The organism is Stenotrophomonas pavanii (assembly GCF_900101175.1).
Lineage (GTDB): Bacteria > Pseudomonadota > Gammaproteobacteria > Xanthomonadales > Xanthomonadaceae > Stenotrophomonas > Stenotrophomonas pavanii.
In genome coordinates this window covers 88,758-114,931 of the sequence record NZ_FNFQ01000002.1, presented here as the reverse complement: position 1 = coordinate 114,931, position 26,174 = coordinate 88,758, and the positions used below count along the sequence as shown (strand labels likewise).

Below are 26,174 nucleotides of genomic sequence, written 5' to 3'. Positions count from 1 at the left end.
CGCCCCGTTCACCCCGTCGCGGCGACAATGGGGCCTCGGTGCGCCGTTGCGCGTGCCGCTCACTGCCAGCAGGATCACGAAGATGTCCCACACCCCCTTTGGCAAATCGTCATGTGCGGCCGCGGCCAGCGGTTGCATCGAGGTCCGCGGCGCGCGCGAGCACAACCTGAAGCATGTCGATGTTTCCATTCCGCGCAACGCCCTGGTGGTGTTCTCCGGGGTGTCCGGGTCCGGCAAGTCATCGTTGGCGTTCGGCACGATCTTCGCCGAGGCCCAGCGTCGCTACTTTGAATCCGTCGCACCGTATGCGCGCCGCCTGATCGACCAGGCGGGCGTGCCCGACGTGGATGCCATCGACGGCCTGCCGCCGGCGGTGGCCTTGCAGCAGCAGCGTGGTGCCAGCAATGCACGTTCATCGGTGGGCAGCGTGACCACGCTGTCCAGCCTGGTACGCATGATGTATTCGCGTGCAGGCGCGTACCCGGCCCATCAGCCCATGCTGTACGCCGAGGACTTCTCGCCCAATACGCCGCAGGGGGCCTGCAGCACCTGCCATGGGCTGGGCCACGTCTACGAAGTGACCGAAGCGCTGATGGTGCCGGACCCGTCGCTGAGCATCCGCGAGCGCGCCATCGCCTCCTGGCCGCCGGCCTGGCATGGCCAGAACCTGCGCGACATCCTGGTTACCCTGGGCTACGACATCGACGTGCCGTGGAAGAAGCTGCCGAAGAAGGACCGGGAGTGGATCCTGTTCACCGAGGACACGCCGACCGTGCCCGTCTATGCCGGCTTCACGCCTGCCGAGACGCGTGCCGCACTCAAGCGCAAGCTGGAGCCCAGTTACATGGGCACCTACACCGGCGCCCGCCGCTACGTGTTGCACACCTTCGCCACTACCCAGAGCGCGCTGATGCGCAAGCGTGTATCGCGCTACATGGAAGGCAAGCTGTGCCCCGCCTGCCAGGGCAAGCGCCTGAAGCCCGAAGCGCTTTCGGTCACCTTTGCCGGTCTGGACATCGGTGAATTCATGCGGCTGCCGCTGGACCAACTGGCCGGGCTGCTCGAGCCCATTGCGCAGGGTGACTTCAGTACACACGGTCACGGCGCACGCACGCGCAGGAGTGCGACGCCCCGCGATCGCGCGAAGCGGGCAGCCCGTGGCCATGCGACCCACGAAGGCGCCCCCGACGTGCGGTTGACCTCGGCCCTGTCCGAAGAAAAGCGCCTGGCCGCGCAGCGACTGGCGGGTGGGGTCATGGCGCGGGTACGGCAGCTGCGCGACCTGGGCCTGGGCTACCTCTCGCTGGACCGCGCCACGCCCACGCTGTCGGCCGGCGAGCTGCAGCGCCTGCGGCTGGCCACGCAGCTCAGTTCCCTGCTGTTCGGCGTGCTGTACGTGCTCGATGAGCCCTCAGCCGGCCTGCATCCTGCCGACAGCCAGGCGCTGTACGACGCGCTGGACCGCCTGCGCGATGGAGGCAACTCGGTGTTCGTCGTTGAACACGATCTGGAACTGATGCGGCGTGCACAGTGGCTGGTGGACGTGGGGCCGCAGGCGGGCGAGCACGGCGGGCGGGTTCTCTACAGTGGCAAGCCCGACGGCCTGCGCGGCATCGAGGCATCGCGCACCGCGCGCTACCTGTTCGACCAGGTGCCTGCGCCTGCCAGCCGGCAACGCAGCGCCGGCAGCTGGCTGGAGCTGAAAGGCATCCACCGCCACAACCTGCAGGGCGTGGACGCGCAGGTGCCGCTGGGAGTGCTGACCGCGGTGACCGGCATTTCCGGCTCGGGCAAGTCCAGCCTGATGGCGCAGGCCCTGCCTGAGCTGATGCTGCTACACCTGGGGCACGAGCCGGTGGACGACAGCGCCGACAGCGCGCCGGCCGAGGGACCCACGGTGATCGAGGCCACCCGGGGCCAGCTGGCCGGCGATGTGGACGCCATCCAGCGCGTGGTGCAGGTGGACCAGAAACCGATCGGTCGCACGCCCCGGTCCAACCTGGCCACCTACACGGGCCTGTTCGATCACGTGCGCAAGCTGTTCGCCGCGACCCCGGACGCGCGACGTCGCCGCTTCGACGCCGGCCGCTTCTCGTTCAACGTGGCCAAGGGCCGGTGCGAGACCTGCGAAGGCGAGGGATTCGTCAGTGTCGAACTGTTGTTCATGCCCAGCGTCTATGCGCCGTGCCCGGCCTGCCATGGTGCCCGCTACAACGAGGCCACGCTGAAGGTGCTCTGGAACGGCCGCAACATCGCCGAGGTCCTGCAGATGACGGTCGACCAGGCACAGGCATTTTTCGCCGGTGAAGACGCCATCGCCCGGCCGCTGCAGCTGCTGCAGGAGATCGGCCTGGGCTATCTCAGGCTCGGCCAGCCGGCCACGGAGCTTTCAGGGGGCGAGGCGCAGCGCATCAAGCTGGCGACCGAGCTGCAGCGCAGCCAACGCGGTCGCACGCTCTATGTGCTGGACGAACCCACCACCGGCCTGCATGCGTTGGACGCAGACAGGCTGCTGGTGCAGTTGCAGCGGCTGGTGGACGCGGGAAACACCGTGGTGATGATCGAGCACGACATGCGTTCCGTGGCACAGGCCGACTGGGTGATTGACGTCGGCCCGGGCGCAGGCGGCGCGGGCGGCGCCATCGTGGCGAAGGGTACGCCACGCCAGGTGGCCCGCGCCAAGGGCAGCAGGACAGCGCCGTTCCTCGCCAGGGAACTGGCGCTGTAGCGACGCCATGCCCGGCCAGCGCACTGCGCCACGCCGGGCGGCTGCAACGCGTTCGCCGATCAGGCGCCGCCCAGATAGCGCTGCGCCGGCTGCGCGCGCGAAAGGCCCGGTGCCATCGCCTTGCGTGCGTGCTCGAAGGCGTCCCACTCAGCGATGTCCGGAAGCGCGGGAATGGTCACGACTTCACCCTGTGCCAGACCGGCCAGCGACGCGTCCACCATCGCTTCGGCGCTCATCACGATGCCCTGTGGCAGGTGCTCCACCGGTAGGCCGGAAAGGTGCCAGAAGTCCGTTGCGGTGGCACCCGGCAGGACAACCTGGACACGCACGCCCTTGTCGGCCAGTTCATGGTGGAGCGACTGCGAGAACGCCAGCAGGAACGCCTTGCTTCCCGCGTAGACCCCGTTGAGCAGCTCTGGTGCCAGCGCGACGATGGAGGCGATGTTGATGATCGTGCCCCGGCCACGGGCCACAAACACCGGCGCTGCGGCGTAGGCCAGGCGCATCGCGGCGTTCACGTTGAGCGTGATCATGCGCTCCATTTCGCCGATGTCCGACTGCAGCAGGGGCGCCGTAGCGCCGATGCCGGCATTGTTGACCAGCACCTGGATGTCCGCTCGGCCTTGAATGACCTTTTCAACCTCGGCACGCCCGTCGGAGGTGGTCAGGTCCGCGGCGACGATGTCCACCGTGCGGCCGGTACTGCGGGCCAGCGCTTCGGCCAGTTGGCGCAGGCGGTCGCCGCGTCGCGCGACCAGGATCAGGTCATGGCCGGCGTGGGCCAGGCGATCGGCATAGATCGCCCCGATGCCGGACGATGCGCCAGTGATGAGGGCGGTGCCGTGATGGGTAGGGTCGTTCACAGGAGTCGGTCCAAACCGGCGGGGGTCGCCGGGGTCAGGGCAGACTCTAGGCTGGCTTGTGCAGGGCGTAAATGTCGTATATACCTCGTTTCAGGTCACGCCGGAAAACCCGCCATGCTCAGTGTTGGATGTGTCCTGCCGGCCGGATTCCAGACCATGGCGATCGCCGCGGCGTCCGCCTTCGAACTGGCCAATGCCACCGAAGGTGCGCGCCTTTACGATCTGCACATGCTGTCCGAGCAGGGCGGGCTGGTGCCCAGCTCGCTGGGCATGGCCATGCAGACAGCGCCGCTTGCGCAGCAGCCGCTGGATACCATGATCGTGGCCGGCCTGCTGGAGCCAGCCCCGTCCAGTGGCACGCTGATTGATTCGATCCGCCACGCGGCCGCCCGCACGCGCCGGACCGCGTCGGTGTGCACCGGCGCATTCCTTCTCGGCGAAGCGGGGTTGCTGGACGGGCGCCGCGCCACCACGCACTGGTTCCACGCACGTACGCTCAGGCGGCGCTTTCCCGCCGCGCAGGTGGAGGAAGATCGCATCTTCATCACCGATGGCCCGATCTGGACCTCCGCCGGCATGAGTGCGGGGCTGGACCTGGCGCTTGGCATGATCGAGCAGGACTTCGGTGCGGATCTGTGCAGGGCGGTGGCCCGGAAGCTGGTGATCTACCACCGCCGCGGAGGCGGGCAGTCCCAGCATTCTGTGCTGCTCGAACTGGATGCACGGTCCGATCGCATCCAGAACGCGCTGGCTTTCGCGCGCGGCAACCTGCGCGCCACCTTGTCCGTTGAAGAACTGGCGCAGGCCGCGCATCTGAGCACCCGCCAGTTCAGTCGCGCGTTCCGCGAGGAAACCGGGCAATCCCCCGCCAAGGCAGTGGAGGGCCTGCGCGTGGAGGCCGCGCGTGTGCTGATCGAGCAAAGCCGTTACACGATGGATGAAGTCGCGACTGAAACGGGCTTCGGTGATACCGAACGCATGCGACGTGCCTTCCTGCGCGCCTTTGGCCAGCCCCCGCAATCGCTACGGCGCAACGCACGGGGCGGGGCGGACTGAGTGTTCGTGGCTGGATTCGTGGGATGATGCACCACTGCGCCCGACTGCCACTACATGCACACACTGACCGATCCCCACCTGCTGAATGACATCGCTGAGATCGGTCGTATTGAGGCAGTGCCGCGCATCCTTGAGACCGTCGCCCATATCACAGGCTCAAGATTCACCGCGATTGCCCGGGTGACAGAAACCACGTGGACCGCCTGCGCCACCCTCGACACCCTGGGGTTCGGGCTCGTTCCGGGCGGGCAACTGGTCCTCGAAACCACCCTCTGTGACGAGATCAGGCAGTCATCGACCTCCGTGGTGTTCGCGCGCGCCAGTGCACACCCGCTGTATTCCGAACACCATACGCCCAGGATCTACGGGCTGGAGAGTTACGCCTCCGTGCCGATCCATCGGCCGGATGGCAGCTTCTTCGGCACCCTGTGTGCCATTGATTCGTCGCCGGGCAACTTCGATGAGGCGCACGTGCAACGATCCATGGAGCTGCTTGCCGACCTCGTTGGCAACTACCTCGACAAAGAGGATCAGCTGCTGGAGGCAGAGACAGCACTTTCAACGGCACAACGTGTTTCCGATCTGCGCGATCAGTTCATCGCGGTACTGGGCCATGACCTTCGCAGCCCGCTGCAGGCCATCAGCGTGGCCGCCGATTCGCTGGAACGTGAGGCAACATCCGAGCGCCAGCAGCGGATGCTCGCGCACATCGCTGCCGGCGTCACCCGGATGGATGGCCTCATCGGTGATGTGCTTGATTTCGCCAGGGGGCGGCTGGGAGGAGGCATTCCGGTCTCGCTCCAGGAAAGCCACACCTTGCAGGCGGAGCTTGAACAGGTTGCAGAAGAAGTGGCGATCGCTACCGGTCGGCAGGACATCAACGTCCAGATGCGGATCGAGGGCAGCGTGGTCTGCGATCCCGGCAGGCTGTCGCAGCTGCTGGCCAACCTGCTGACCAACGCAGCCCAGCACGGCGAGCGCTCCGCGCCTGTCACGCTGAGAGTCCAGGCCGCATCCCATCGCCTCACGCTGGATGTGCATAACGCCGGCTGCATTGCGCCTGAGCGGCTGGGGACGATTTTCAGCCCATTTTCGCGTGAGCAGGGCGAACTGCCCAGGCTAGGGCTTGGCCTGGGCATCTACATTGCATCGGAAATTGCCAAGTCCCACGGCGGAACACTGGACGTGCGGTCGAGTGAGAGCGACGGCACTATGTTCACATTCCAGATGCCGACAGCGGCGCGCACATGAAGGTGGGCGCCAGGCAACAGGAGGGCTCCGGCACGGCGCCGGAGCCCTGGCCAGTCACTTTTCCTGCAGGAACGTCAGCAGGTCCTGGTTGACCTTGTCCTTGTGGGTGTCGGTCAGGCCGTGCGGCGCACCCGGGTAGACAATCAGCCTGGCACCCTTGATCAGTTTCGCTGACTGACGGCCAGAGATATCGATCGGCACGATCTGATCGTCGTCACCGTGGATCACCAGGGTAGGAACATCGAACTTCTTCAGGTCGGCGCGGAAATCGGTGGCCGAGAACGCGGCGATCGAGTCGTAGGTGTTCTTGTGGCCGCCCTGCATGCCCTGCGCCCACCATGCGTCGATCAGCCCCTGCGACACCTTCGCGCCTGGGCGGTTGAAGCCATAGAACGGGCCCGACGGAATGTCGCGGTACAGCTGCGCGCGGTTCTCCATCTGTGCCTTGCGGATGCCGTCGAACACTTCGATCGGCAGGCCGTTCGGGTTGTCGGCGGTCTTCAGCATGAACGGCGGCACCGAGCTGATCAGCACGGCCTTCTTCACCCGCCCGGTGCCGTGCCGGCCGATGTAGCGCGCCACTTCGCCGCCACCGGTGGAGAAGCCCACCAGGGTCACATCGTGCAGGTCCAGCGTATCGATCACCGTGGCCAGGTCATCGGCGTAGTGATCCATGTCGTTGCCGTCCCATGGCTGGCTGGAGCGCCCGTGGCCGCGACGGTCATGCGCGATGACGCGGTAGCCATGATTGGCCAGGAAGATCATCTGCGACTCCCAGCTGTCCGAATTCAACGGCCAGCCATGGCTGAAGGTCACGACCGGGCCGTCCTTCGGGCCCCAGTCCTTGTAGTACAGCTGCACGCCGTCGGCGGTGGTGATGTAGCTGGCGGTGCGCGCGATGGTGGTGACCGGGGCCGGCTTGGCCGGTTCGGCGGCCTGCGCGGACAGGCCGGCCTGGACCGAGAGGGCGAGGGCGGCAACCGCCAGCGTACGGGCGAAGGTGTTCATGCGGGAACTCTCATGGGTGGGTGGTGAGACGTACTTTGCGCCTGTGATCAGGCGCCCGGGTGATGAAGTGTCCGGATTTCTTGATAGATCGTCTTGCATGGATGTGCGCGCCCCCATCGCTCGCGATTGCCTGTTGACAGGGTAGAACGAGCGTTCTACCTTGCAGCCATGAGCAACGGCAGCACCGACACGCAACAGAAGATCCTGGCCACGGCCGAGGCGCTGATCTATCAGAACGGGATCCATGCCACCGGCATGGACCTGCTGGTGAAGACCTCGGGCGTGGCGCGCAAGAGCATCTACCGCCATTTCGAGAACAAGGACGACGTGGCCGCCGCCGCGTTGAAGGCGCGCGATGTGCGCTGGTTGGCCTGGTTCCGGCAGGAGTGCGACAAGGCCGACAGCCCGGAAGCGCGCATCCTCGGCATGTTCACCGCGCTCAAGAGCTGGTTCCAGTCCGAGGGCTATCGCGGGTGTGCGTTCATCAATACCGCGGGGGAGGTCGGCGATCCGGCCGATCCGATCCGGCAGATCGCGCGGAATCACAAGCAGAAGCTGCTCGATTACACGCTGGAACTTACCGAACAACTGGATGTGCAGCAGCCGGCGGACCTCGCCCGCCAGCTACTGATCCTGATGGAAGGCGCCATCACCCTGTCGCGCGTGATGGGTGATCTCGACGCCGCAGACACCGCGAAGGATGTCGCGAAGCTGTTGTTGGAACAGGCCAAGCGTTAGCGCCTGGGTACGCCAGATCCTTTGAAGCAACCCGTATATCCATTTCGATTGGAGGTCTCCCCGTGTCCGCAGAACAACCCCGTCCGCCGCTTCCTCCGTTCACCCTCGAATCGGCCACGCAGAAGGTGCGTCTTGCCGAGGATGGCTGGAATTCCCGCGATGCCGACAAGGTGTCACTTGCCTATTCGCTCGACACACAGTGGCGCAACCGTGCCGAATTCACCAACGGCCGGGAGGAAGCCCGGCAGTTCCTGGCACGCAAATGGAACAAGGAACTCGAGTACCGCCTGATCAAGGAGCTCTGGGCCTTTACCGAAAACCGCATTGCGGTCCGCTACGCATACGAATGGCGCGACGACTCCGGCAACTGGTTCCGTTCCTATGGCAACGAAAACTGGGAATTCGGCGAGGACGGCCTGATGCAGCGCCGCTTCTCGTGCATCAACGACCTGCCGATCAAGGAAAGCGACCGCAAGTTCCATTGGCCGCTGGGGCGTCGCCCGGATGATCACCCGGGGTTGTCGGAGCTGGGCATGTGATTCCCGCTGAGGCGCCTTCCGAAGCGTGCTCAGGTACGATGGGGCGGCCGGCATCTGCGCCGGCCGGGGCACGGGTGCAATGGACATGCAGGCAGGGGGCGGCGTCGATCCGCCGGCAACGACCGATTCGCAGGAACTGACCTTCCACTGGCTCTACCAGCGGGTGCAGGGGCTGGTTGAGCACAGCATCTACCCGAAAGCGGGCAGGGTGGAGACGTGGGCGTTCCGGGTGGGCGCACTGGCGGCCGCCATCGGCATTCTCGGTAGCCAGCTGCCTGATCGATGGCTTCCGCTTACGGCTGCGCTGGTTTTGGTCAGGGTCTGCCTGGCGGTGGAAATCGGAGGTTTTGTCATCGGCGGGTTTCTCGCGGCCCGCCGCGGACTCCGGCAGTTCGTACAGCCACGGCTGTCGCACGCGCAGGAAATGGATGGCGAATTTGCACTGTGGCAAGCGGTGATCGCCGAGCTTCGGAAGTTCCCCAGAGTCGAGCGTGAGCGCCGCCTCAAGTATGTCAGCCACTTGCGATCCAGTATGATCGAGCGCATGGGATTAATGTACGGAGGGCTGCAGCGCCTTGGGCCATTCCCACTCTTGATTGCCCTCTATCTGCAGTTCCGCCAATGGAGATGGGGTGACTGGAGCAGCGCCTTTGATGTTGGCGCGCTGGGTGCTTTCATCATCTACGCCCTCGTACTGCTATACCTCACAGGATGGCTATTGATCGGGCTGCGTTCGCGCCTGGATACCTACGTCGCCCTGCTTGAAGGCTCCATCCACGAACCCGAACCCTCGCAACCAACGTCCCTGTAGAGCCGAGCCACGCTCGGCTACTGCGGGCGACATCGCGCCCCATCAGGTACCTCAGCAGCAACAACCCGCAGCGCCCGCTCCATCAGAACAGGCTCAGGCACCCCGGCCAGCGCCTGCTGCAGAACGCCCAAAGCATTGAAGAAGCGCCCGCAACTGCACAACGGCCGGCGCCCGCTGCCGGGCATCCAGTGATACCCGCAACAGCAGATAATTCGGGTGCCTCTCCAGCCACAGCACCGGAACGTCGCGGCAGTAGATCTGCAAAGCGGCGCCCTCACGCTGATCGACGAATTGATAGCCCTGTCGTGAACGAGCTTCCACGAACTGCATCGCTTGGCGGCGCAGTTGCAGGAAGCGATCGTTGGGGATGTTCTGGAACCCGATAGGCGAAGGCACGGGCGGGGCAAGCCACTGCGTTGGCGACGCGACTAGCGCCACGAGGCACTGCGCCGTGGCCGCCGATCGGCACCCTGCCACTCACGAGGATTTCGAGGCCTCGGCCACCCGTTTTCGGTGGCATGAACAGGAATACCCCTGGCTGTGCGAGATGCCAACGCAGTAGGGCTGATGCCGACACCACTTTCAACATTTTCACAATCGTTGCATGCGGCGCAATGAGGCTGGGCGATGCCCTGTAAGGCTATCGGCGATGCCGGCGGTGCACGCGTCAAGAGTGTCGGCATCCGCCCGGCGAGGCCCTCAGTGAGGCAGATGCGACAGGATTACCAAAGGCCGCCAGGCGCCAGTAGGCCTTCAACGCGACCTTGGCCCGCTCCAGCCACGCGGCATTGTGGCTGCGCGCGTGGGGCTTGCTCGTGGGCACGCGAAGTTGTATGGCGAAGAGCATACCGTCGTCCAAGGAGTAGCCCCTGCCGGCGTGATAAATTCAGCATCGAAGGCCCTGCTCTCGGACGTGCATGGCGTCCCGATGCAATCAATCAATGTGCCAAGCACGCAATTTCACAGAGTCCAAAGTACGGGCTCGCACATCAAGCAGAAGAGTTGCTGAGATGACGATTGTTTTCCCGAACATGGTTCCAGCGCGAGCTGAGATCCATTTGGATATGGTTGATTCTTTGGGCGGACCCGTTCTTGAGATGCGTCAGAACAACGCACGCCCCATGGCATTGTCGCGACGCGGCGGTGAGCTCTGGTACGGATTCGTGATCAATGACAGTACCGTTGACGTCATTCTTCCCGGCGAGAGAGTGGCGTGTGTGGTGTCTTTCCTCAACATGAGGACGCGCAACATGCGTTCCCGCGCGGCGCGTCTATTTTGTTCGGTGACGGAGTAAGTACAAGAGGCGTGCTGAGATTAAAGTAGAGTCAGGATTGCCAGCACGGCTACAACTGAGCCTCGTGAATTATGGGCTTCGGTGGCCAAGGGCATGCTCCAGCGAACAACGAGACGGGAGGGGGCGTGCGTAACTTGGCGAGGCGTCACGCAAAGCTCTCCGGAGAGTGTTAGCTGAAAGCTGGGTGCACGATGGCCGTGCCTGAAAATTCACCCACGCGAAACCATCTTCGCTGGTCATGTTGATTCCAGAATTGACCGCCCGCGCGTGCTCGATAACGTTCAATGGCTAGCAAATGGGGCAGGGAAGCTGTCGCCCGGCTGGGGGATTAGGAAGATTTATCGAGGGTGGGGCTGGTGTCCGTTTCCAGCCGATACAGTGCACAAAGGGGAATCAAGACCGCACCCGGCATCGGCATCCACGTCACCTATCCAGCTTCCACCACGCAACCAGCGCTGCAAATGCCGGCGACGGCTGCCGACGGTTCGGGTAGTAAAGGTGATAGCCGGGGAAGGGGACGCACCACCTGTCCAGCACTGCCACCAACCTGCCTTGCGCGATGTGCTCGGCCACCAGCGGTTCCGGTGCATATGCCAAGCCCAAGCCATCCAGTGCGGCATTGATGACGTGGGTCATGCTGTTGAAGACCAACGGCCCGTCGCCGCGCACGGTGAATTCCTTGCCCTTCTCTTCGAACTCCCATGCATAGATGGCACCGCTTGGGCGATGCCGGATGTGGATGCAGCGGTGGCGCGTAATGTCGGCAGGCTTCTTCGGCTTCGGATACTTCTCGAAGTAGTCGGGTGAGCCCACCACGACCAGACGCCAATCGGGGCCGACCCTGACAGCAACCATGTCCTTGCTCAGTGCCTCTCCGAGCCGGATGCCCGCATCGAAGCGCTGCTCCACCACATTGGTAAAGCCGTAATCTACGTAGAACTCAAGCGTAATGTCCGGGTATGCGTCCAGGAATCCGGCAAGCCGCGGACGGATGATGGTTTCCATGGAATCATCCGTGCAGGAGATTCGTAGCGTTCCAGCTGGGCGGTCGCGCAGGTCACCCAGCGCCTCCACGCTGGCACCGATGGCCTCGAAATGTGGTGCGATGGAGCGCATCAGGCGCTCGCCCGCTTCAGTGGGAGAGACATTGCGCGTGGTCCGCGCGAGCAGGCGAATTCCCAGGCGCTCTTCCAGCAGGCGCATCGAATGGCTCAGCGCAGAGGGCGTTACCCCAAGACGAACCGCCGCCTTGGTGAAACTCTGCTCCTGCGCCACTACCAGGAACGCTTGCAGGTCATGGGTTTTCACGGTGCTCATGGGTCAATTGTGAGCGCAACTCAGTAATGCATCAACTTTCAACCGGCTTATCGATATAGGGGCTGGGGCCTATCGTGGCGACCCGTGTCCCCAACCGAGGCCATACGCCCATGAAACGCACCACGCTGTTACTGGCGCTGCTCGCCAGCCTCTACGTTCCAGCTTCGGCCATGGCCGCTGACGCACCGGTGCCGGCCCCGCCCCATGGATCCGACAACTTCTACCGCAGCCCCACGGTCAAGGGGGAGCGCGTGAGCTTCCACAACCAGTACGAGATGCAGGTGGTGGGTACGCTTTACCGCCCTCGAGGCCTGCCCGACGGCAGCCGCGCCCCCGCAGTGGTCGTTGGCCACCCGATGGGCGCAGTGAAGGAGCAGAGTTCCCAGCTCTATGCGCAGAAGCTGGCCGAGCAGGGCTTCGTCACGCTGGCGATCGATCTTTCCTTCTGGGGCGAGAGTGGCGGCGCACCGCGACACCTGGTGGCGCCGGAAATCTACTCGGACGACATCAGTGCGGCCGTGGATTTCCTGAGCACGCAGTCATTTGTGGACCCGGACCGCATCGGCGGCTTGGGCATCTGTGGCAGCGGCAGCTTTGTAATCAGTGCCGCCAAGATCGACCCACGCATCAAGGCCATCGCCACGGTCAGCATGTACGACATGGGTGCGGCGGCACGGCAGGGGCTGAACAGTGGCCAGTCGCTGGAGCAGCGCAAGGCGGTGATCCAGTCCGCGGCAGATCAGCGTCTGGCCGAATTCAAGGGCGGGGCGCCGGTGTTCGTGCCTGGCACCGTGAACCACCTCGATGCTGACACGCCCGCCATCCAGCGTGAGTTCTTCGACTTCTACCGCACCCCGCGCGGCGCCTATACGCCAAAGGGTGACAAGGCCGAACTGACAACCCAGCCGCTCTTCAGCAGCCTGGTCAAATTCATGAACTTCTATCCCTTCAACGACATCGAGACGATCTCGCCCCGACCAATGCTCTTCGTCTCCGGCGACGTCGCGCATTCCCGCGAGTTCAGCGAGGACGCCTACCGAAGGGCAGGGCAGCCGAAGGAGATCTACTGGGTAAAGGGTGCCGGCCACGTGGATCTGTACGACCGCATCCAGCTGATTCCCCTTGACAAGCTGGCCACGTTCTTCCAGCGCGGCCTGGCCGGGAAATGAGCCGCACCGACGCCCCCGCACATCGCGCCAACTGGGGCGGCGTGTTCGCAATGACGCTGTGCGTCTTCGCGTTGATCGCCTCGGAATTCATGCCCGTGAGCCTGCTCACTCCCTTGGCGGCAGACCTGGGCGTGAGCGAGGGCCTTGCCGGCTACGGCATTGCCATTTCGGGTGTATTTGCGGTGTTGACCAGCCTGTCGATCTCGCGATTGGCGGGTAGCGTGAACCGCCGAACGTTGCTGTTGTCCCTCACGGCGTTGATGGCGGTGTCGGGACTGGTGGTAGCGCTGGCCCAGAACTATCCGGTCTACATGACAGGCCGTGCGCTGATCGGCGTAGTGATCGGCGGTTTCTGGTCATTGTCCGCCGCAACCGCGATGCGGCTGGTACCGGAGGCCGAGGTACCGCGAGCCTTGGCGATATTCAACAGTGGCAACGCCCTTGCAACGGTCATTGCGGCACCACTGGGCAGCTATCTTGGCAGCATGATGGGATGGCGCGGCGCATTCCTCTGTCTTGTGCCGGTGGCAGCTGTCGCCCTGGCCTGGCAGTGGGTTTGTCTCCCGTCCATGGAAGCGGAGGAGGGCCGATCACACGGCGGGGTCGTCGTGTTGCTGCGACGACGCGTGGTGGCACTGGGCATGATGGCCTGCGCTGCGTTCTTCATGGGGCAGTTTGCCCTGTTCACCTACGTGCGGCCGTTCCTGGAGCGTGTCACGCATGCTGGGGTATCTGCGGTTCCGTGGGTTCTGCTGGCGATCGGAGTGAGTGGTTTCGTGGGCACACTTGCCATCGGGGCATTCATCAGGCGCGGGCTCTACCGCACGCTGGTGATTCTTCCCGCCCTCATGGCGCTGATTGCCGTCACTCTGGTTCCACTCGGGCCCCACCTTTGGCCGACCGCCGCACTGCTCTCGGCGTGGGGTCTGCTGGCCACATCCGCACCGGTCGGCTGGTGGAGCTGGCTGGCGCGCACCTTCACCGATAATGCCGAGGCCGGCGGCGGGCTGATGGTTGCGGTGGTTCAGTGCTCCATTGCGCTGGGTGCCACCCTCGGCGGGCTGCTGTTCGACAGCCTTGGCTTTGCCAGCACGTTCTTGGCGAGTGCGGGCATCCTGTTGTTTGCCGCGCTGCTTGCCTACGCCACTGCGGCTGAAGAGGTGCACACGTCAGCTGCGGCGATTGCCACAGGGGCTCCGAAGCGATGACACGCCTCACTTCGATAACGGCGAAGCTGCTCGTGCTCCTCGCTGCTTTTGGGGCGGTAGCAGCTTGCTCAGCCGCGCCCGATCATCCAGCCGTCGCTGCCGCCAGAACTGAGGCCAATCAGGAGAGTCATCCCATGAAAATTCGACTGATCATCAATGATCAAGTGCTGTCAGCCACCCTGGAGGACAGCCTTCCTGCACGCGAGTTCATTGCTCAGTTGCCGCTGACCCTGCAACTTGAAGACTACGCCGCGACTGAGAAGATTGCGCAGCTGCCGCGCAGTCTGAACGTGGAGGGCGAGCCGGAGGGAATCACGCCCGTGGCAGGTGATATGGCCTTCTATGCGCCTTGGGGAAACCTGGCGATTTTTCACAGGCCTTTTGGCTATTCAAAGGGTCTCGTAAGGCTGGGTCGCATCGAAGGAGGGCTGCAGCTCCTTCGCAAGACCGGGGCCGTGGAGGTCCGCATTGAGTCGTTCTAGAGGCTGGCTGCCTATCTTGGGGCCCAGCCTTCTTGCCAATCTGCTGGGCGCGGCGACGCTTGCTGCCGTTCCAGGTCAGATGGCTTTCGCACACGAAGGAATAGCGATGCACACCAAATCAAATCAAGCCCCCACAACTGAACTGGATCCGCGCCGGAAAGCCATCATTCCGATCGGCGCCTTCGCAGCGGCCGGCGACTTGGATGGCCTTCATCAGGCGTTGAACCAGGGCCTGGACGCGGGATTGAGTCTGGCCGAAACGCGAGAGGTCCTGATGCAGCTCTACGCTTATGCGGGGTTTCCGCGGAGCCTAAACGCGCTGGGCGAACTGATGAAGGTGGCGGATGCGCGGAGACAGCAGGGCATCCAGGATGACGCCGGCCGCGAGCCCCGCAAGCCGATTCCCACAGGCGATGCCTTGCTCGCTGCAGGCACGGCAAACCAGACCAGGCTGGCCGGCGCTCCTGTCTCAGGGCCTTTGTTCGATTTTGCCCCGCAAGCAAATCAATACCTCCGTACGCACCTCTTCGGCGACATCTTCGAGCGCGACAATCTTGATTGGCAAAGCCGCGAATTGGCTACGGTCAGCATGCTGGCCGCCATGTACGGGGTGGAGCCCCAATTGCAGTCCCACATTGGAATCAGCATGAACATCGGCCTGGGGCCGGAGCAGCTATACGATCTGGCCGATGTGCTTGAGGAGCGCGTCAGCCTCGATGCTGCCGAACGTGTTCGCGTCGCGATTCAACGTCAGCTTGAGGTTCGAAAAGAATGATGGTCGGGAAAGTGCTCCTTCGGCCTGCCTTGCGCGATGTGCTCGGCCACCAGCGGTTCCGGTGCGTATGCCAAGCCCAAGCCATCCAGTGCGGCATTGATGACGTGGGTCATGCTGTTGAAGACCCACGGCTCGTCGCCGCGCACGGTGAATTCCTTGCCCTTTTCTTCGAACTCCCAGGCATGGATCGCTCCGTCCGGGCGATGCCGGATGTGCATGCATCAGTGAGGAAGTGGCGCGGATCAGTGTCAGTGGCGCACTCTTGCCAGAGGCGGCGTTGAGGATGACCGGCCAGCAGGCTCGGCCGATGATGCCGGCGCGCCTCCGACCGACTTCACAGATCTGTACCTTGCAGATGGGCATAGTGCCCCTTGGGTAGTCTGAGCGCGTCCATCCAGCCACGGGATTTTCCCGAACGCCAGGAGGTCACTGTGCCAAGTTGTGATGAAGGAATGAAGTTGACGCGTCGCCAGGTGATCGCCGGCGGCGTCACGACCGTGGCAATGTCCGCCGCACCGGGGGCGTCATCGCTCGCCGCCGAGCTGGCGACGCCCCCGCCGCCCAGGCCGCCGGTCATCAGCACGGTGGCGTTGACCGTCAACGGCAAGCGGCGGGAGCTTGAGCTCGACACCCGGACCACGCTGCTCGATGCCCTGCGCGAACATCTGAAGCTGACCGGAACCAAGAAGGGCTGCGACCACGGTCAATGCGGTGCCTGCACCGTGCTGGTCAACGGTGAGCGCATCAATGCCTGCCTCAGCCTGGCGGTGCAGCACCAGGGCGATGCCATCACCACCATCGAAGGCCTCGGAACCCCCGACGACCTGCATCCGATGCAGGCCGCCTTCATCAAGCATGACGGCTACCAGTGCGGGTACTGCACGCCAGGGCAGATCTGCTCGGCGGTGGCGGTACTGGACGAGATCAAGCGGGGTGTCCCCAGCCATGTACAGGCGGACGTCAGTGCACGGCCCCGGGCCACCAACATGGAAATGCGCGAACGCATGAGCGGCAACCTCTGCCGCTGCGGGGCCTATTCCAACATTGCCGAGGCAATGGAAGAGGTCGCTGGCGTGACCTCTACAGGGAGGCGCTCATGAGGGCCTTCAGTTACGAACGCGCCAAATCCCCGGCCGAGGCCGCCAAGGCCGTCGCCGGTACCGAGGGCGCGAAGTTCCTGGCCGGAGGGACCAACCTGCTCGACCTGATGAAGCTTGAGGTCGAGACGCCAGCGCACCTGGTCGATGTGCAGGACATCGGCCTGGACAGGATCGAAACCACCGACGAGGGTGGCCTGCGCATCGGCACGCTGGTCACCAATACCGCGCTGGCCTCGCATGAGCGCGTGCGCCGCGACTACGCGGTGCTGACCCGCGCGATCGTGGCAGGCGCCTCCGGGCAGCTGCGCAACAAAGCCACCACCGGCGGCAACCTGCTGCAGCGCACGCGCTGCCCGTATTTCTACGACCCCCATCTGCCCTGCAACAAGCGCCTGCCCGGATCAGGCTGCGGCGCGCTCGAGGGATTCTCCCGGCAGATGGGCGTGATCGGCACCTCGGACAGCTGCATCGCGACCTATCCGGGCGACATGGCGGTGGCCCTGCGGGTGCTGGACGCCTCGATTCAGACCGTCAGCGGTGACGGCAGTACGCGCAGCATCCCGATTGCCGATTTCCATCGTTCCCCCGGCGACAGGCCACAGCAGGACAACGTGCTGCAGCGCGGTGAGCTGATCACCCACGTCACGCTGCCGAAGCCTCTGGGCGGTCGGCACGTGTACCACAAGGTACGTGACCGCGCGTCCTATGCGTTCGCACTGGTGTCGGTCGCCGCGGTCGTGCAGCGAGACGGCTCGGCGCGGTTCGCCTTCGGTGGAGTTGCGCCGAAGCCGTGGCGCGTCGAGGCAGCCGAACAGCTGCTGCGCGACGGCGTAAAGGCCGCGGCCCGGCAGGTGTTCGCCGGTGCCCGTCCGACGCGGGAGAATGCGTTCAAGATCGCGCTCGCCGAGCGCACCCTCGCAGCCGTGCTGGTGGAAGGAGAGCGCTGATGCCCCTTGAATTCAACGCCCCCGCCGGCGACAACCTGTTCGACAAGGCCAAGGTCGTCGGCAAGTCGACGCCGCGCATCGACGGTCCACGCAAGACCACCGGCACCGCCCCCTATGCCTACGAGCGCCACGACGTGGCCCCAAACCAGGCCTACGGCTACATCGTCGGTGCGGGCATTGGCAAGGGGCGCATCATTTCGATGGATGCCTCCCGCGCACGTGCCGCGCCCGGCGTACTGGCGGTCATCACCGCACCGGAAACCAAGCCGGTCGGCAAATCGAACTGGAACAACGCGCCGTTGTTCGGCGGACCCGAAGTGGCCCACTACCACCAGGCCATCGCGTGCGTGGTGGCAGAGACCTTCGAGCAGGCCCGCGCCGCCGCGGCGCTGATCCGCACCCGCTACGAGCGCAGCAAGGGCCGCTTCGATTTCCCGGCCCTGGCACCGTCCGCACCGCTGGCAAAGGGGCGTGACGGCAAGCCCGACCGGCAGGCGTTGGGCGATTTCGACACCGCCTACGCGAGCGCCGTGGTCAAGCTCGACGAGACCTATCACACCTCCGACGAAAGTCATTCGATGATGGAGCCGCACGCCACCATCGCCGCCTGGGAGGGTGACACGCTCACGCTGTGGACGGCGAACCAGATGATCGACTGGGCCAGGCAGGGCATGGCGGCGATCCTCGGCATCGATCCTGCCAAGGTGCGCGTGGACTCGCCCTATATCGGCGGCGGCTTCGGCGGCAAGCTGTTCATCCGTGCCGACGCGGTGCTGGCCGCGTTGGCGGCCAAGCAGGTCGGGCGACCGGTGAAGATCGCGCTGCAACGCCCGTTGATGCCCAACAACACCACGCACCGGCACGCCACCCTCCAGCGCGTGCGGATCGGCTGCGGAAAGGATGGCCGGATCTCCGCCATCGCCCATGAGAACTGGTCGGGCAACATCAACGGCGAGGATGGCGAGAACGGCACCCTGCAGACGCCCAAGCTCTATGCAGGCGCAAACCGCCTGGTGGCCAACTACATCGCCACGCTCGACATGCCCGAAGGCAATGCGATGCGCGCACCGGGCGAAGCACCGGGCCACATGGCGCTGGAAGTGGCAATGGACGAAATGGCCGAGAAGCTGGGTCTCGACCCGATCGCGTTCCGCATCCTCAACGAGCCCGAGGTCGTGCCCGGCGATCCGTCCAAGAAGTTCTCCGACCGCAACCTGGTGCGCTGCCTGCGCGAAGGCGCGGAGCGCTTCAACTGGAACAAGCGCAACGCCCGGCCGGCACAGGTCAGGGAAGGGCACTGGCTGGTCGGCATGGGCGTGTCCGCGGGCTATCGCGGCGCACCGACGATGAAGTCGGCGGCGCGTGTCCGGCTTGACGGCCAGGGCGGCGTGATTGTCGAGACCGACATGACCGACATCGGCACCGGCTCCTACACGATCATCGCGCAGACGGCAGCCGAGACCATGGGCGTGCCGCTGGACCAGGTCCAGGTCACTCTCGGTGACTCCCGTCATCCCGCCTCCGCCGGTTCCGGCGGCCAGTGGGGCGCGGCAAGCTCCACCGCGGGCGTGTACGCGGCGTGCGTCAGCCTGCGCCGCAAGGTGGGCGAGAAACTCGGCTTCGACGGCGACACCGCAGACTTCGCCAATGGCCGCATCCAGGCGGATGGGCGGACCATCAAGCTGGCGGAGGCGGGCACACTGTCGGCGGAGGACGGCATTACCTTCGGCGACTTCAAACAAGGCTACGACGTCGGCACCTATGCAGGGCATTTCTGCGAGGTCGCCGTGCATGCCTACACTGGAGAAACGCGCATTCGTCGCATGCTTGCCGTATGCGATGGCGGCCGGATCCTCAATCCGCTGTCTGCACGCAGCCAGGTCATCGGCGGGATGGTGATGGGTGCGGGCGCAACCCTGATGGAGGAGCTGGTGGTCGACAAACGGCTTGGTTTGTTCATCAACCACGACCTGGCGGGCTACGAGGTTCCCGTGCACGCCGACATCCCGTACCAGGAGGTGGTCTTCCTCGACACGCTGGATCCGGTGATCTCGCCGATGAAGGCCAAGGGTGTGGGTGAACTGGGCATCTGCGGGGTTGGCGCCGCGATCGCCAATGCGATCTACAACGCAACCGGCGTGCGCGTGCGCAACTATCCCATCACCTTGGACAAGCTGTTGCCCGGCTTGCCCGACGTAGGCTGACGGTGCGCATGGACCGACCCGCAGCCTCGCCCATTCTGGAGGTCTCCGCCGCAGGCGGAGGGGAGCCCGGCGATCTTGCCGAGCACCTGTCCGCAGCGCCGGGCTTCCTCGCCGAAGGCAGCCCGCGCGGCGTACTCGAGACGGCCTTGACGCGCGTGCGCGCGGGGGAGCACGCCGTGCTCGCGCTGGTGCTGGAAACCGATGGCTCCACCTACGCCGGTGCCGGCGACATGGTGCTGTTCTGCAACGGCAGCCAGGTCGGCTGGCTGAGCGGCGGATGCCTGGAGCCCGAGCTCGCCCGACGCGCGGAGCAGGTAAGTGCGGCAGGGCAGGTCGACTGGATCGAGATCGACACCCGCAGTGACGACGACCTGTTGAGCGGGTCCGCGCTCGGCTGCCGCGGCCGGCTTCGGATTGCGCTCCTGCCGTTGCGTGCCATGGCCGGCCTCGACGACGTCATCGAGGCTTGGCTGCGCGAGGGCGTGTCACTCCAGCGCGACCTTCGCACGTCGGGGCAGGTCATTTTCCGTGCCGGCCATCGCGAGCAGGCGTGGCAGCTGCATCCGATGGAGGGTACGCAGCCCTTTGGCGAGGGCGAGTGGCGTTTGCCGTTGCCCCGGCTTCCGCGCGCCCTGGTGTTGGGGGGCGGTCCCGAAACGCCCTTCCTGGTTCCGTTGCTGCGCGGCTTGGGATGGCGGGTCAGCGTGGCCGAACGTCGAGCGCGCTGGGCCTCAGCCGGGCAGTGCGCGGATGCGCATCTTCAGACCAGCCCGGCCGAGGCCCTTCATGGCGACCGGTGCGACGCGGCACTGGTGATGCATCACGATTTCGAACTGGACAGGGAGACGCTGGTGGCCCTGGCTGATACCAACGTCGCGTTCATTGGACTGCTGGGTCCGCGGCGAAGGCGCGAGGACCTGTTCAAGCTGCTGACCCCGGATCAGCTCCACCGCCTTTCCCCGAGACTTCGGTCACCGGTCGGCCTGAACATCGGTGGCCGAGGGCCAGAGGCGATTTCGCTCAGCATCGCCGCGCAGCTGCAGCAATGGCGAAGCGCGCACGGCAGGTGACTGACACGCATGCTGTCATCGTGCTTGCTGCCGGCGGGAGCGCCCGACTTGGCCAGCCCAAGCAGCTCCTCACCCGGCAGGGCGAGACCCTGGTACATCGCGTGGTGCGATTGGCGGGGGAGGTCGCGCCAGCGCAGGTACTGGTCGTGGTGGGCGCGAACGCACAGGCCGTGACATCCAGCATTGCCGGGCTGGATGCCACTCCGGTAGCCAACCACCACTGGGAGCGTGGCTTGGCGAGCAGTCTGCAGGTTGCCGGCGCACACCTGCTGCCCACGGTGACCGCGGTGATGGTCGTGGCGTGCGACCAGCCTGCAATCGAGCGCTCCCATCTGCAGGCGCTGCTTTCGGGTGCCCGCGCCGCAGCGTCAACGTGCGCGGGCACCCGCCACGGAAATGCGCTTGGCGTTCCCGCAGTCGTGCCGCGCGCCTGGTTCACCGCTGTCGGTGCAGCCGGTGACCGCGGCTTCGGAGCGCGCCTGCGGCAACTTCCTGTCGATACGGTGCATGTCCTGCAGGCGCCGGAACTGGCCCTGGATATCGATACGCCAGAAGATCTTGCGCGTGCGCGCGATGCGGGCTGGATCGATGCCGGGAGGTGACCCGCATGATCACTGGGCCAATGCCTGTCGCGCAGGTGACTAGTGTGGGCCACATCGCGCGCCCTCAGGCACCTCGCCCCCGAACATCTGCAGAACCCGATCCAACAGAACAGGTTCCGGCACGTCAGCCAGTACCTGCTCCAGATAGCCCACCGGCTCCAGCTGCCATTGAAGCAGCGTACCAAGCTGCACAACGGCGGGCGCCCGCTGCTCCGCGTCCAGTGAGACCTGCAACAGCAGATGGTGCGAGCGCCTCTCCAGCCACAGCACGGGTATGCCTCGGCAAAGAACCTGGAACTCGGCATCTCGGTGCCGCTCGACGAACTGGAAGCCCTGTCGTGGCCGAGAGTCCACGAACTGCATCGCCTGGCGGCGCAGTTGTAAGAATCGATCGTCGTTGATGCTTTGGAACGCGACAGGCGAGGGCGCCGGCGTTGCCGGCCACTGCGCCTGTGCCGCAACCACCACCACAAGACAGAGCGCGTTGGCCGCCCAGCGGCACCACGCCACTCAGCCCTCCGGATGCAGTCGGGTACTGGCGTGTGCGGTAAGGCCGATTCCGGCCATGATCAGGCCCTCCATGACGCGCGGGCCAACGTACTGCTCCAGTTCACCGTTCTCGCGGGCGCGCTGCGCGGCCAGCAGGATCTCCAGCACCACCCGAAGGCCCGCCAGCGAGCAGTCGGTATCCGCCAGGGCGATGCGCCGGCCGGGCATCTGATGGCGTTCCGGCCAGGGCTGGCCATCGGAGGCAGCGCCCGAGCCGATGCTGTGCAGCAGGGCGATGAGGGTGTTCGGGTCCAGCGCCGGGCCGTTGGCGGGTGCGTCGTGGATAGGGTGCGGGGCAGGGGAGTGGGGCTGGGTCATGGCTGGGCTCCTTGCGTGCATGCAGAAGCCGCCACCGATAAAGGTGGCGGACGATGCGTGGTTCGAAACCCCGTGTGTGGATGACCGGGCAGGCGCAAGGCCTCCACGCACCGCCCGCCATAGCCGACTGACGGATTGCCAGCCGGCACCGCGCGAAGCAGTGCCGGCTGGCAAGTGCGAGCAACATCCACACAACCGGGGTTTCGAATCCCGACCACCGATGCACGGTGGCAGGGCAAGGAATACGCGGACCTATGCGTGATGCCAATGCAGTAGGGCTGATGACGTCACTACTTTCAACATTTTCAGAATCGTTGCATACGACGCAACCAAGCTGGAGCCTTGCGCTGCAACGCTATCGGCGATGTCGGTGGTGCAAGCCTAGCGAGTGTCGGCATCTACCCGGCGAGGCTGTGAGCGAGGCAGATGCGACAGGATTGCCAACGGCTGCCAGGCGTCAGTAGCCCTTCAACGCGGCCTTGGTCCGCTCCAACCAGACGGCATTGTGGCTGCGCGCGTGGCGCGACCAGTGCTGGGCATCGTCGATGATGCTGGCGAACAGGCTGCGGGCTTGCTCGCGATCGTCGGGTTGCGGCTGCGCCATCAGCCATTCGGCGTAGAGGCAGCGAGCGGCCGCATCGTTTCCGCATTCAACAGCGCGCTCGAACGCGGCACGGGTGCCGGGCGCTTGGGCAGCCGCCAGTGCCTGCGCGTAAAGCAGGGTTTGTTCCGGCTTGCGGCGCACATCCAGGTGGCGGACGAACAGGCCGTCCAGCGTCTCCACCGCAAGCGCAGCGTGCCCGGACTCGAGGCGGGCACGGGCAAGGCCGGTCAGGATGTAAGGATCGTCGCCCAGCGGCGAGCTGGCCGCCTGCTCGAGCAGGGTTCTGGCTTCCTCCGCCTGGCCAGCATCCAGCAGTGTCATGCCCAAGCGAACCCGGTTCTGCACGGTGGGCGTGCGCGCCAGTTCGGCGCGGCCGTTGCGCAGGTCCTGGCCCGGGTCCATAAGCTGCTTGGCCGAACGGACGACCTGCCGGGCGCCACGCGAGTGGCGGACTTCCGGAAAGTAGATCGCCAGGAAGTAGACGACGCTGCCGAGCAGCGGGAACGAGAAGAGCAGGATGAGCCAGTAGAGGCTCTGGCCCGAGCGGATGGCGTGCACCGCGAAGTAGATGGCCGCCAGTACGTGGAGTCCGATTCCAATATAGGGCATGTGTACCGCCTCGTCCTTGTGAGGGTTGGCACTATAGTGGGGGAGGGGTGGAGCGCCAATGGGGTGAGGTGATCGGGCGTGACGCGTCACGTTAATGGGGTGAATTCTGCAGGGCGGAGCGCTGCATGCCACTATGTGGTGGGGCTGCATTGATGGAAGACGGATACATGGAGCGTACGAAAAAGACACTGACGATGGCCGATGTTGCTGGATGGGGTTCGGCGCTCGTCACCTTTGGATTGATTCAAGGGGCCTTCTATCTGAAGGCGTATTGGGGGCACTTCGGCCTGGATCCCTTTCAGTTTGTTGCCGTGAGTGAGCTTGCGCTGGCAGGGCTTGCGGGGATCGGCATGGTGTTGTTCTTCATACTGATTGCGCTGCTGCTTGGAGGGTGGGTCGAGGGGAAGGTGACAACGACGCCGTCCCAAGCCAATCTGCTGATGTGGCTGATCCTGGCTCTTTGTCTTGTTGGAATGGGTGCCTTGCTTTGGTGGTCCAATGCCTGGCCCGTTTTGATAGGTGTGGCGCTGACGGGCATATGTGCAATGGCAGTACGCCTGTCTCCAGTGTTGCCGGCCGCCGTGAAGGAGTCGCCCTGGCTGGTGTATGCGCTCGTGATGATTGTCTATGTCCCGATCTCGTCAAACTGGCTTGGCTTCGAACGCGCCAAGGCGATTACTTCTGGCAGCAGCAATTACACGGTCAATGTGACTATTGATGAGAAGGTGCAAGGCAGCCTGGGCCTAGTGGGGCGTTTGGGTGATAGCTATGTGCTTTGGGACCCGGTACAGAAAGCTGCAGTTCTTGTGCCAGTGGACAACGTGAGTAGGCTGGAGATTGCGCAAAAATTCGTTCTGCCTGCCAAGTCAGTCCAATCGCGATAAGGGATGTTTATCGGGGGTGCCGGGTGAGAGCGGCCTCCGACCCTGATCGGCAGTCGGGGTAGTAGCGCCCTTTCAATATTGGCGACCTACAACAACTCAGGCTTTGATGGGACAATCCTGCGACCCCAGAATGGATGTATCAATGTCTCACCAAGCTCCGTGGATGAAAAACTGGAACGAAGACAACGGAGCTGAAGTGCAACGTGGCGGACAAGGAGTGGTTAGACGCGTTCACCGTCTGCACGGGACTGAGTTCGGTGCGCTGAAAGAGCTACGATCGGATGCCCCCCAAAGCTCCGAGCGGCGTCAGCGCATGAAGAAGGAAGTCATCGGACTTCGCAGAGCCCAAGGCGCAGGTATACCTCGCGTGCTCGATTCGAACACTGAGCACGCTGCGGACGACGAAGATCTTTTCATTGTAATGGAATGGATAGACGGTGAAGCGCTTCAGCGACACATCAAGAAGCCACTAGCTATTGACGAAGCGCTTCGCATAACGCGCGATCTTGCACTCATCGTAAGCCGCTGCCATGCAATCGACGTCCTGCATCGGGACATTAAGCCGGACAATATCGTTGTTGACCGCGAAGGCGTGGTGCATCTGGTTGATTTTGGTATTGCATGGCTTCCTGAGGATGAGCGACCCGATGGCGACGAGGAGACTGATATCAATCAGGAGCTTGGAAATCGCTTTCTCCGTCTTCCTGAGATGGCTGGCGGCCACGAACGAGCTGATCGACGATCCGACGTGACGTTTGTAGTAGGCATCCTCTTCTACCTGCTTACGCACAAGAAGCCTTACAAACTTGGTTATGGCGGAGGTGGTTTACCTCCGCATGACTACATGCGTGATCGCTTTACGAAAGCCACTATCGAAGATCCCAGGTTTGGAAGGATCCTCAGCATCTTTGATGTTGGATTCAAGACCTATCCTAATCAGCGCTTCTCCTCTGCCGCTGAGCTGATTGCCAGGATTGAGGAAGTCATCGCGAATGATTGCCCGAAAAGTGAGTATGAGATTGTTTTCAAGCAGTTCGACGAAATGATGAATGGGCACGAGGAGGAAAACCGCCACCTTCAGTTGACTGCGCTGCATGACGCTGCGGCTGTGTTCGAAAGGGACATTCGATTGTTATGCGATCAGCGTAGTTTCGAGGTTGCAATGATGGCTGGTAGCCCACGGCGTCAGGATAGTTCCTGGGTGACAAGCATGCGATTTCGCCACAAAACGCATGGGTTCGGCGCTGAGGGCTCCCATGTCGTGCGCGCCTGCGGAGACACCGTAGAGTGTATCTCTGGACTGCGAGGCAGTACACGCACGTACTATAGGGGGCCCTCCGCCGACCAGCGGCGCCTCATTGAGGAAGTTCAACGGGAGGCAAAGGCCTTGTTCGCTGCTGTGCTCGCCTCCGCCATGCATCGGAAGGGCTTGATCGGAGATGTCCTCAAATATTAGAGACACGAGGAATGAGCATCTCTGCAGCAAAACTTGTTAGACGTCCGAGCAGAGCTGTAAGCTGCTCGGAAGTCAGATCGACCGGATTAGGAAGATTTATCGGGGGTAGGGGCGGCTTTTGGCCGGCAGGACTGTCTCACGAGCGTGCGGAGTCGAGAAAGGTCCGCTGTCGTTTAGGGAAACGCATGTTTCGGCCTTTAGCCCATCCAACCATTGTTCGACAGACCTTAACGCTTCTTCGGGAGCTGCTTCCGCCGCCCGTTGTATAACCTGGAAAGTAAGCTGGCCGATTGCTGTGGACTGCAATCAGGCTATGACCAGGCGGGTCGCGTGACCGCACAGCTGAACCATCATGTCAGCTGCGTCGATCTAGCCCAATTTCAGTATGGCGAAGCAGCCCGACCATGCCATAGAGCGCTCGCTTGTCTGCGAGCAGCTCGATGTCCCTGGGCTAAATTTCGCTCAGGGGTGGAACATTGTCCGAATCCTGTCCTGGGAAGCATTCTGAGACGCGGCGAACCTTGCTCGTGGTCGTTGAAACTCTTGCTGCGGACGAGCGTTGGCACCAGAATGAGGCAACCCAAGCAAGGC

26 protein-coding genes are annotated in these 26,174 nt (G+C 64.1%); 18 read left to right on the top strand and 8 right to left on the bottom strand.

Going from position 1 to position 26,174, the window contains the following annotated elements; genetic code table 11:
- The first annotated feature begins 82 nt into the window (after positions 1-82).
- Positions 83-2,728, top strand: a complete 2,646-nt coding sequence (locus BLS66_RS03955; RefSeq protein ID WP_074725137.1) for an excinuclease ABC subunit UvrA — start codon at positions 83-85, stop codon at positions 2,726-2,728.
- Positions 2,729-2,787: 59 nt separating this feature from the next.
- On the opposite strand, the gene BLS66_RS03950 is transcribed toward BLS66_RS03955, so the two are convergent.
- Positions 2,788-3,591 carry an SDR family NAD(P)-dependent oxidoreductase gene (locus tag BLS66_RS03950; protein WP_074725136.1) on the bottom strand — a complete coding sequence of 268 codons (804 nt, stop codon included), beginning with the start codon at positions 3,589-3,591 and terminating at the stop codon, positions 2,788-2,790.
- Positions 3,592-3,747: 156 nt separating this feature from the next.
- Here BLS66_RS03950 and BLS66_RS03945 point away from each other — a divergent pair, with 156 nt between their 5' ends.
- Together BLS66_RS03945 and BLS66_RS03940 are read left to right on the top strand one after the other, a co-directional pair.
- A complete protein-coding gene (locus BLS66_RS03945) occupies positions 3,748-4,647 on the top strand; it encodes a GlxA family transcriptional regulator (RefSeq protein ID WP_244152944.1) in 900 nt (299 codons plus the stop codon).
- A gap of 54 nt (positions 4,648-4,701) precedes the next feature.
- The gene (locus BLS66_RS03940) at positions 4,702-5,898 is read left to right on the top strand and encodes a GAF domain-containing sensor histidine kinase (RefSeq protein WP_083348130.1); all 1,197 of its coding nucleotides are present in this window, start codon (positions 4,702-4,704) and stop codon (positions 5,896-5,898) included.
- Positions 5,899-5,952: 54 nt separating this feature from the next.
- On the opposite strand, the gene BLS66_RS03935 is transcribed toward BLS66_RS03940, so the two are convergent.
- A complete protein-coding gene (locus tag BLS66_RS03935; RefSeq protein WP_074725134.1) occupies positions 5,953-6,906 on the bottom strand; it encodes an alpha/beta fold hydrolase in 954 nt (317 codons plus the stop codon).
- A gap of 168 nt (positions 6,907-7,074) precedes the next feature.
- On the opposite strand from BLS66_RS03935, the gene BLS66_RS03930 reads away from it, so the two are divergent.
- From BLS66_RS03930 to BLS66_RS03920, 3 genes are all read left to right on the top strand, one after another.
- Positions 7,075-7,644, top strand: coding sequence for a TetR/AcrR family transcriptional regulator (locus BLS66_RS03930; RefSeq protein WP_074725133.1), 570 nt, complete (start codon positions 7,075-7,077; stop codon positions 7,642-7,644).
- A gap of 62 nt (positions 7,645-7,706) precedes the next feature.
- Positions 7,707-8,183 carry a nuclear transport factor 2 family protein gene (locus tag BLS66_RS03925; RefSeq protein ID WP_064238549.1) on the top strand — a complete coding sequence of 159 codons (477 nt, stop codon included), beginning with the start codon at positions 7,707-7,709 and terminating at the stop codon, positions 8,181-8,183.
- Positions 8,184-8,262: 79 nt separating this feature from the next.
- Complete coding sequence (locus BLS66_RS03920) at positions 8,263-8,994, top strand: hypothetical protein (protein WP_074725132.1); 732 nt, start codon at positions 8,263-8,265, stop codon at positions 8,992-8,994.
- A gap of 93 nt (positions 8,995-9,087) precedes the next feature.
- Here the strand turns inward: BLS66_RS03920 and BLS66_RS03915 are convergent, their stop codons facing one another.
- Entirely contained in the window at positions 9,088-9,390 is a 303-nt protein-coding gene (locus tag BLS66_RS03915; protein WP_244152943.1) for a hypothetical protein, read from the bottom strand.
- Positions 9,391-10,004: 614 nt separating this feature from the next.
- Here BLS66_RS03915 and BLS66_RS20470 point away from each other — a divergent pair.
- A complete protein-coding gene (locus BLS66_RS20470; RefSeq protein ID WP_143025125.1) occupies positions 10,005-10,289 on the top strand; it encodes a hypothetical protein in 285 nt (94 codons plus the stop codon).
- A 423-nt stretch (positions 10,290-10,712) separates the two neighbouring features.
- Here BLS66_RS20470 and BLS66_RS03905 read toward each other — a convergent pair whose 3' ends face one another.
- Positions 10,713-11,606, bottom strand: coding sequence for a LysR family transcriptional regulator (locus tag BLS66_RS03905; RefSeq protein WP_074725131.1), 894 nt, complete (start codon positions 11,604-11,606; stop codon positions 10,713-10,715).
- Positions 11,607-11,716: 110 nt separating this feature from the next.
- Between BLS66_RS03905 and BLS66_RS03900 the strand changes: the two genes are divergently transcribed.
- The 4 genes from BLS66_RS03900 (at position 11,717) to BLS66_RS03885 (ending at position 15,240) form a co-directional block, all read left to right on the top strand.
- Positions 11,717-12,775, top strand: a complete 1,059-nt coding sequence (locus BLS66_RS03900) for an alpha/beta hydrolase (RefSeq protein ID WP_074725130.1) — start codon at positions 11,717-11,719, stop codon at positions 12,773-12,775.
- Positions 12,772-13,983 (top strand): MFS transporter, encoded by a 1,212-nt coding sequence (locus BLS66_RS03895; RefSeq protein ID WP_074725129.1) that lies wholly within the window; start codon positions 12,772-12,774, stop codon positions 13,981-13,983. Before BLS66_RS03900 ends, BLS66_RS03895 begins: the two co-directional genes overlap by 4 nt.
- A 134-nt stretch (positions 13,984-14,117) precedes the next feature.
- Positions 14,118-14,465 (top strand): cyclophilin-like fold protein, encoded by a 348-nt coding sequence (locus BLS66_RS03890; RefSeq protein WP_058983026.1) that lies wholly within the window; start codon positions 14,118-14,120, stop codon positions 14,463-14,465.
- A 106-nt stretch (positions 14,466-14,571) separates the two neighbouring features.
- Complete coding sequence (locus tag BLS66_RS03885; RefSeq protein WP_074725128.1) at positions 14,572-15,240, top strand: carboxymuconolactone decarboxylase family protein; 669 nt, start codon at positions 14,572-14,574, stop codon at positions 15,238-15,240.
- Here BLS66_RS03885 and BLS66_RS03880 read toward each other — a convergent pair.
- Complete coding sequence (locus tag BLS66_RS03880) at positions 15,216-15,458, bottom strand: type 2 periplasmic-binding domain-containing protein (protein ID WP_074725127.1); 243 nt, start codon at positions 15,456-15,458, stop codon at positions 15,216-15,218. The two genes, BLS66_RS03885 and BLS66_RS03880, sit on opposite strands and share 25 nt — an antisense overlap.
- A gap of 234 nt (positions 15,459-15,692) precedes the next feature.
- On the opposite strand from BLS66_RS03880, the gene paoA reads away from it, so the two are divergent.
- The 5 genes from paoA to BLS66_RS03855 are packed head-to-tail and all read left to right on the top strand — an operon-like array spanning position 15,693 to position 21,163.
- Positions 15,693-16,340, top strand: a complete 648-nt coding sequence (gene paoA, locus BLS66_RS03875) for an aldehyde dehydrogenase iron-sulfur subunit PaoA (protein ID WP_074725126.1) — start codon at positions 15,693-15,695, stop codon at positions 16,338-16,340.
- The gene (locus BLS66_RS03870) at positions 16,337-17,287 is read left to right on the top strand and encodes an FAD binding domain-containing protein (protein ID WP_074725125.1); all 951 of its coding nucleotides are present in this window, start codon (positions 16,337-16,339) and stop codon (positions 17,285-17,287) included. Before paoA ends, BLS66_RS03870 begins: the two co-directional genes overlap by 4 nt.
- Positions 17,287-19,491: an aldehyde oxidoreductase molybdenum-binding subunit PaoC gene (gene paoC / locus BLS66_RS03865; protein WP_074725124.1), complete on the top strand. Its 2,205-nt coding sequence runs from the start codon at positions 17,287-17,289 to the stop codon at positions 19,489-19,491. Before BLS66_RS03870 ends, paoC begins: the two co-directional genes overlap by 1 nt.
- Positions 19,492-19,499: 8 nt before the next feature.
- On the top strand, positions 19,500-20,561 hold the full coding sequence (locus BLS66_RS03860; protein ID WP_074725123.1) for an XdhC family protein: 1,062 nt from the start codon (positions 19,500-19,502) through the stop codon (positions 20,559-20,561).
- On the top strand, positions 20,537-21,163 hold the full coding sequence (locus BLS66_RS03855; protein ID WP_074725122.1) for a nucleotidyltransferase family protein: 627 nt from the start codon (positions 20,537-20,539) through the stop codon (positions 21,161-21,163). The genes BLS66_RS03860 and BLS66_RS03855 overlap by 25 nt, the downstream gene beginning before the upstream one ends.
- A 39-nt stretch (positions 21,164-21,202) precedes the next feature.
- Here BLS66_RS03855 and BLS66_RS03850 read toward each other — a convergent pair whose 3' ends face one another.
- The 3 genes from BLS66_RS03850 to BLS66_RS03840 form a co-directional block, all read right to left on the bottom strand.
- Entirely contained in the window at positions 21,203-21,673 is a 471-nt protein-coding gene (locus tag BLS66_RS03850; RefSeq protein ID WP_074725121.1) for a hypothetical protein, read from the bottom strand.
- Entirely contained in the window at positions 21,674-22,030 is a 357-nt protein-coding gene (locus BLS66_RS03845) for a hypothetical protein (RefSeq protein WP_010485758.1), read from the bottom strand. It lies immediately after the preceding gene.
- Between the two features lie 457 nt (positions 22,031-22,487).
- Entirely contained in the window at positions 22,488-23,243 is a 756-nt protein-coding gene (locus BLS66_RS03840) for a tetratricopeptide repeat protein (RefSeq protein WP_074725120.1), read from the bottom strand.
- 167 nt (positions 23,244-23,410) lie between these two features.
- Here BLS66_RS03840 and BLS66_RS03835 point away from each other — a divergent pair, with 167 nt between their 5' ends.
- Both BLS66_RS03835 and BLS66_RS03830 read left to right on the top strand, forming a co-directional pair.
- Positions 23,411-24,127: a hypothetical protein gene (locus tag BLS66_RS03835; protein ID WP_074725119.1), complete on the top strand. Its 717-nt coding sequence runs from the start codon at positions 23,411-23,413 to the stop codon at positions 24,125-24,127.
- Between the two features lie 142 nt (positions 24,128-24,269).
- Positions 24,270-25,583: a serine/threonine protein kinase gene (locus BLS66_RS03830; RefSeq protein WP_074725118.1), complete on the top strand. Its 1,314-nt coding sequence runs from the start codon at positions 24,270-24,272 to the stop codon at positions 25,581-25,583.
- The last annotated feature ends 591 nt before the right edge of the window (positions 25,584-26,174 follow it).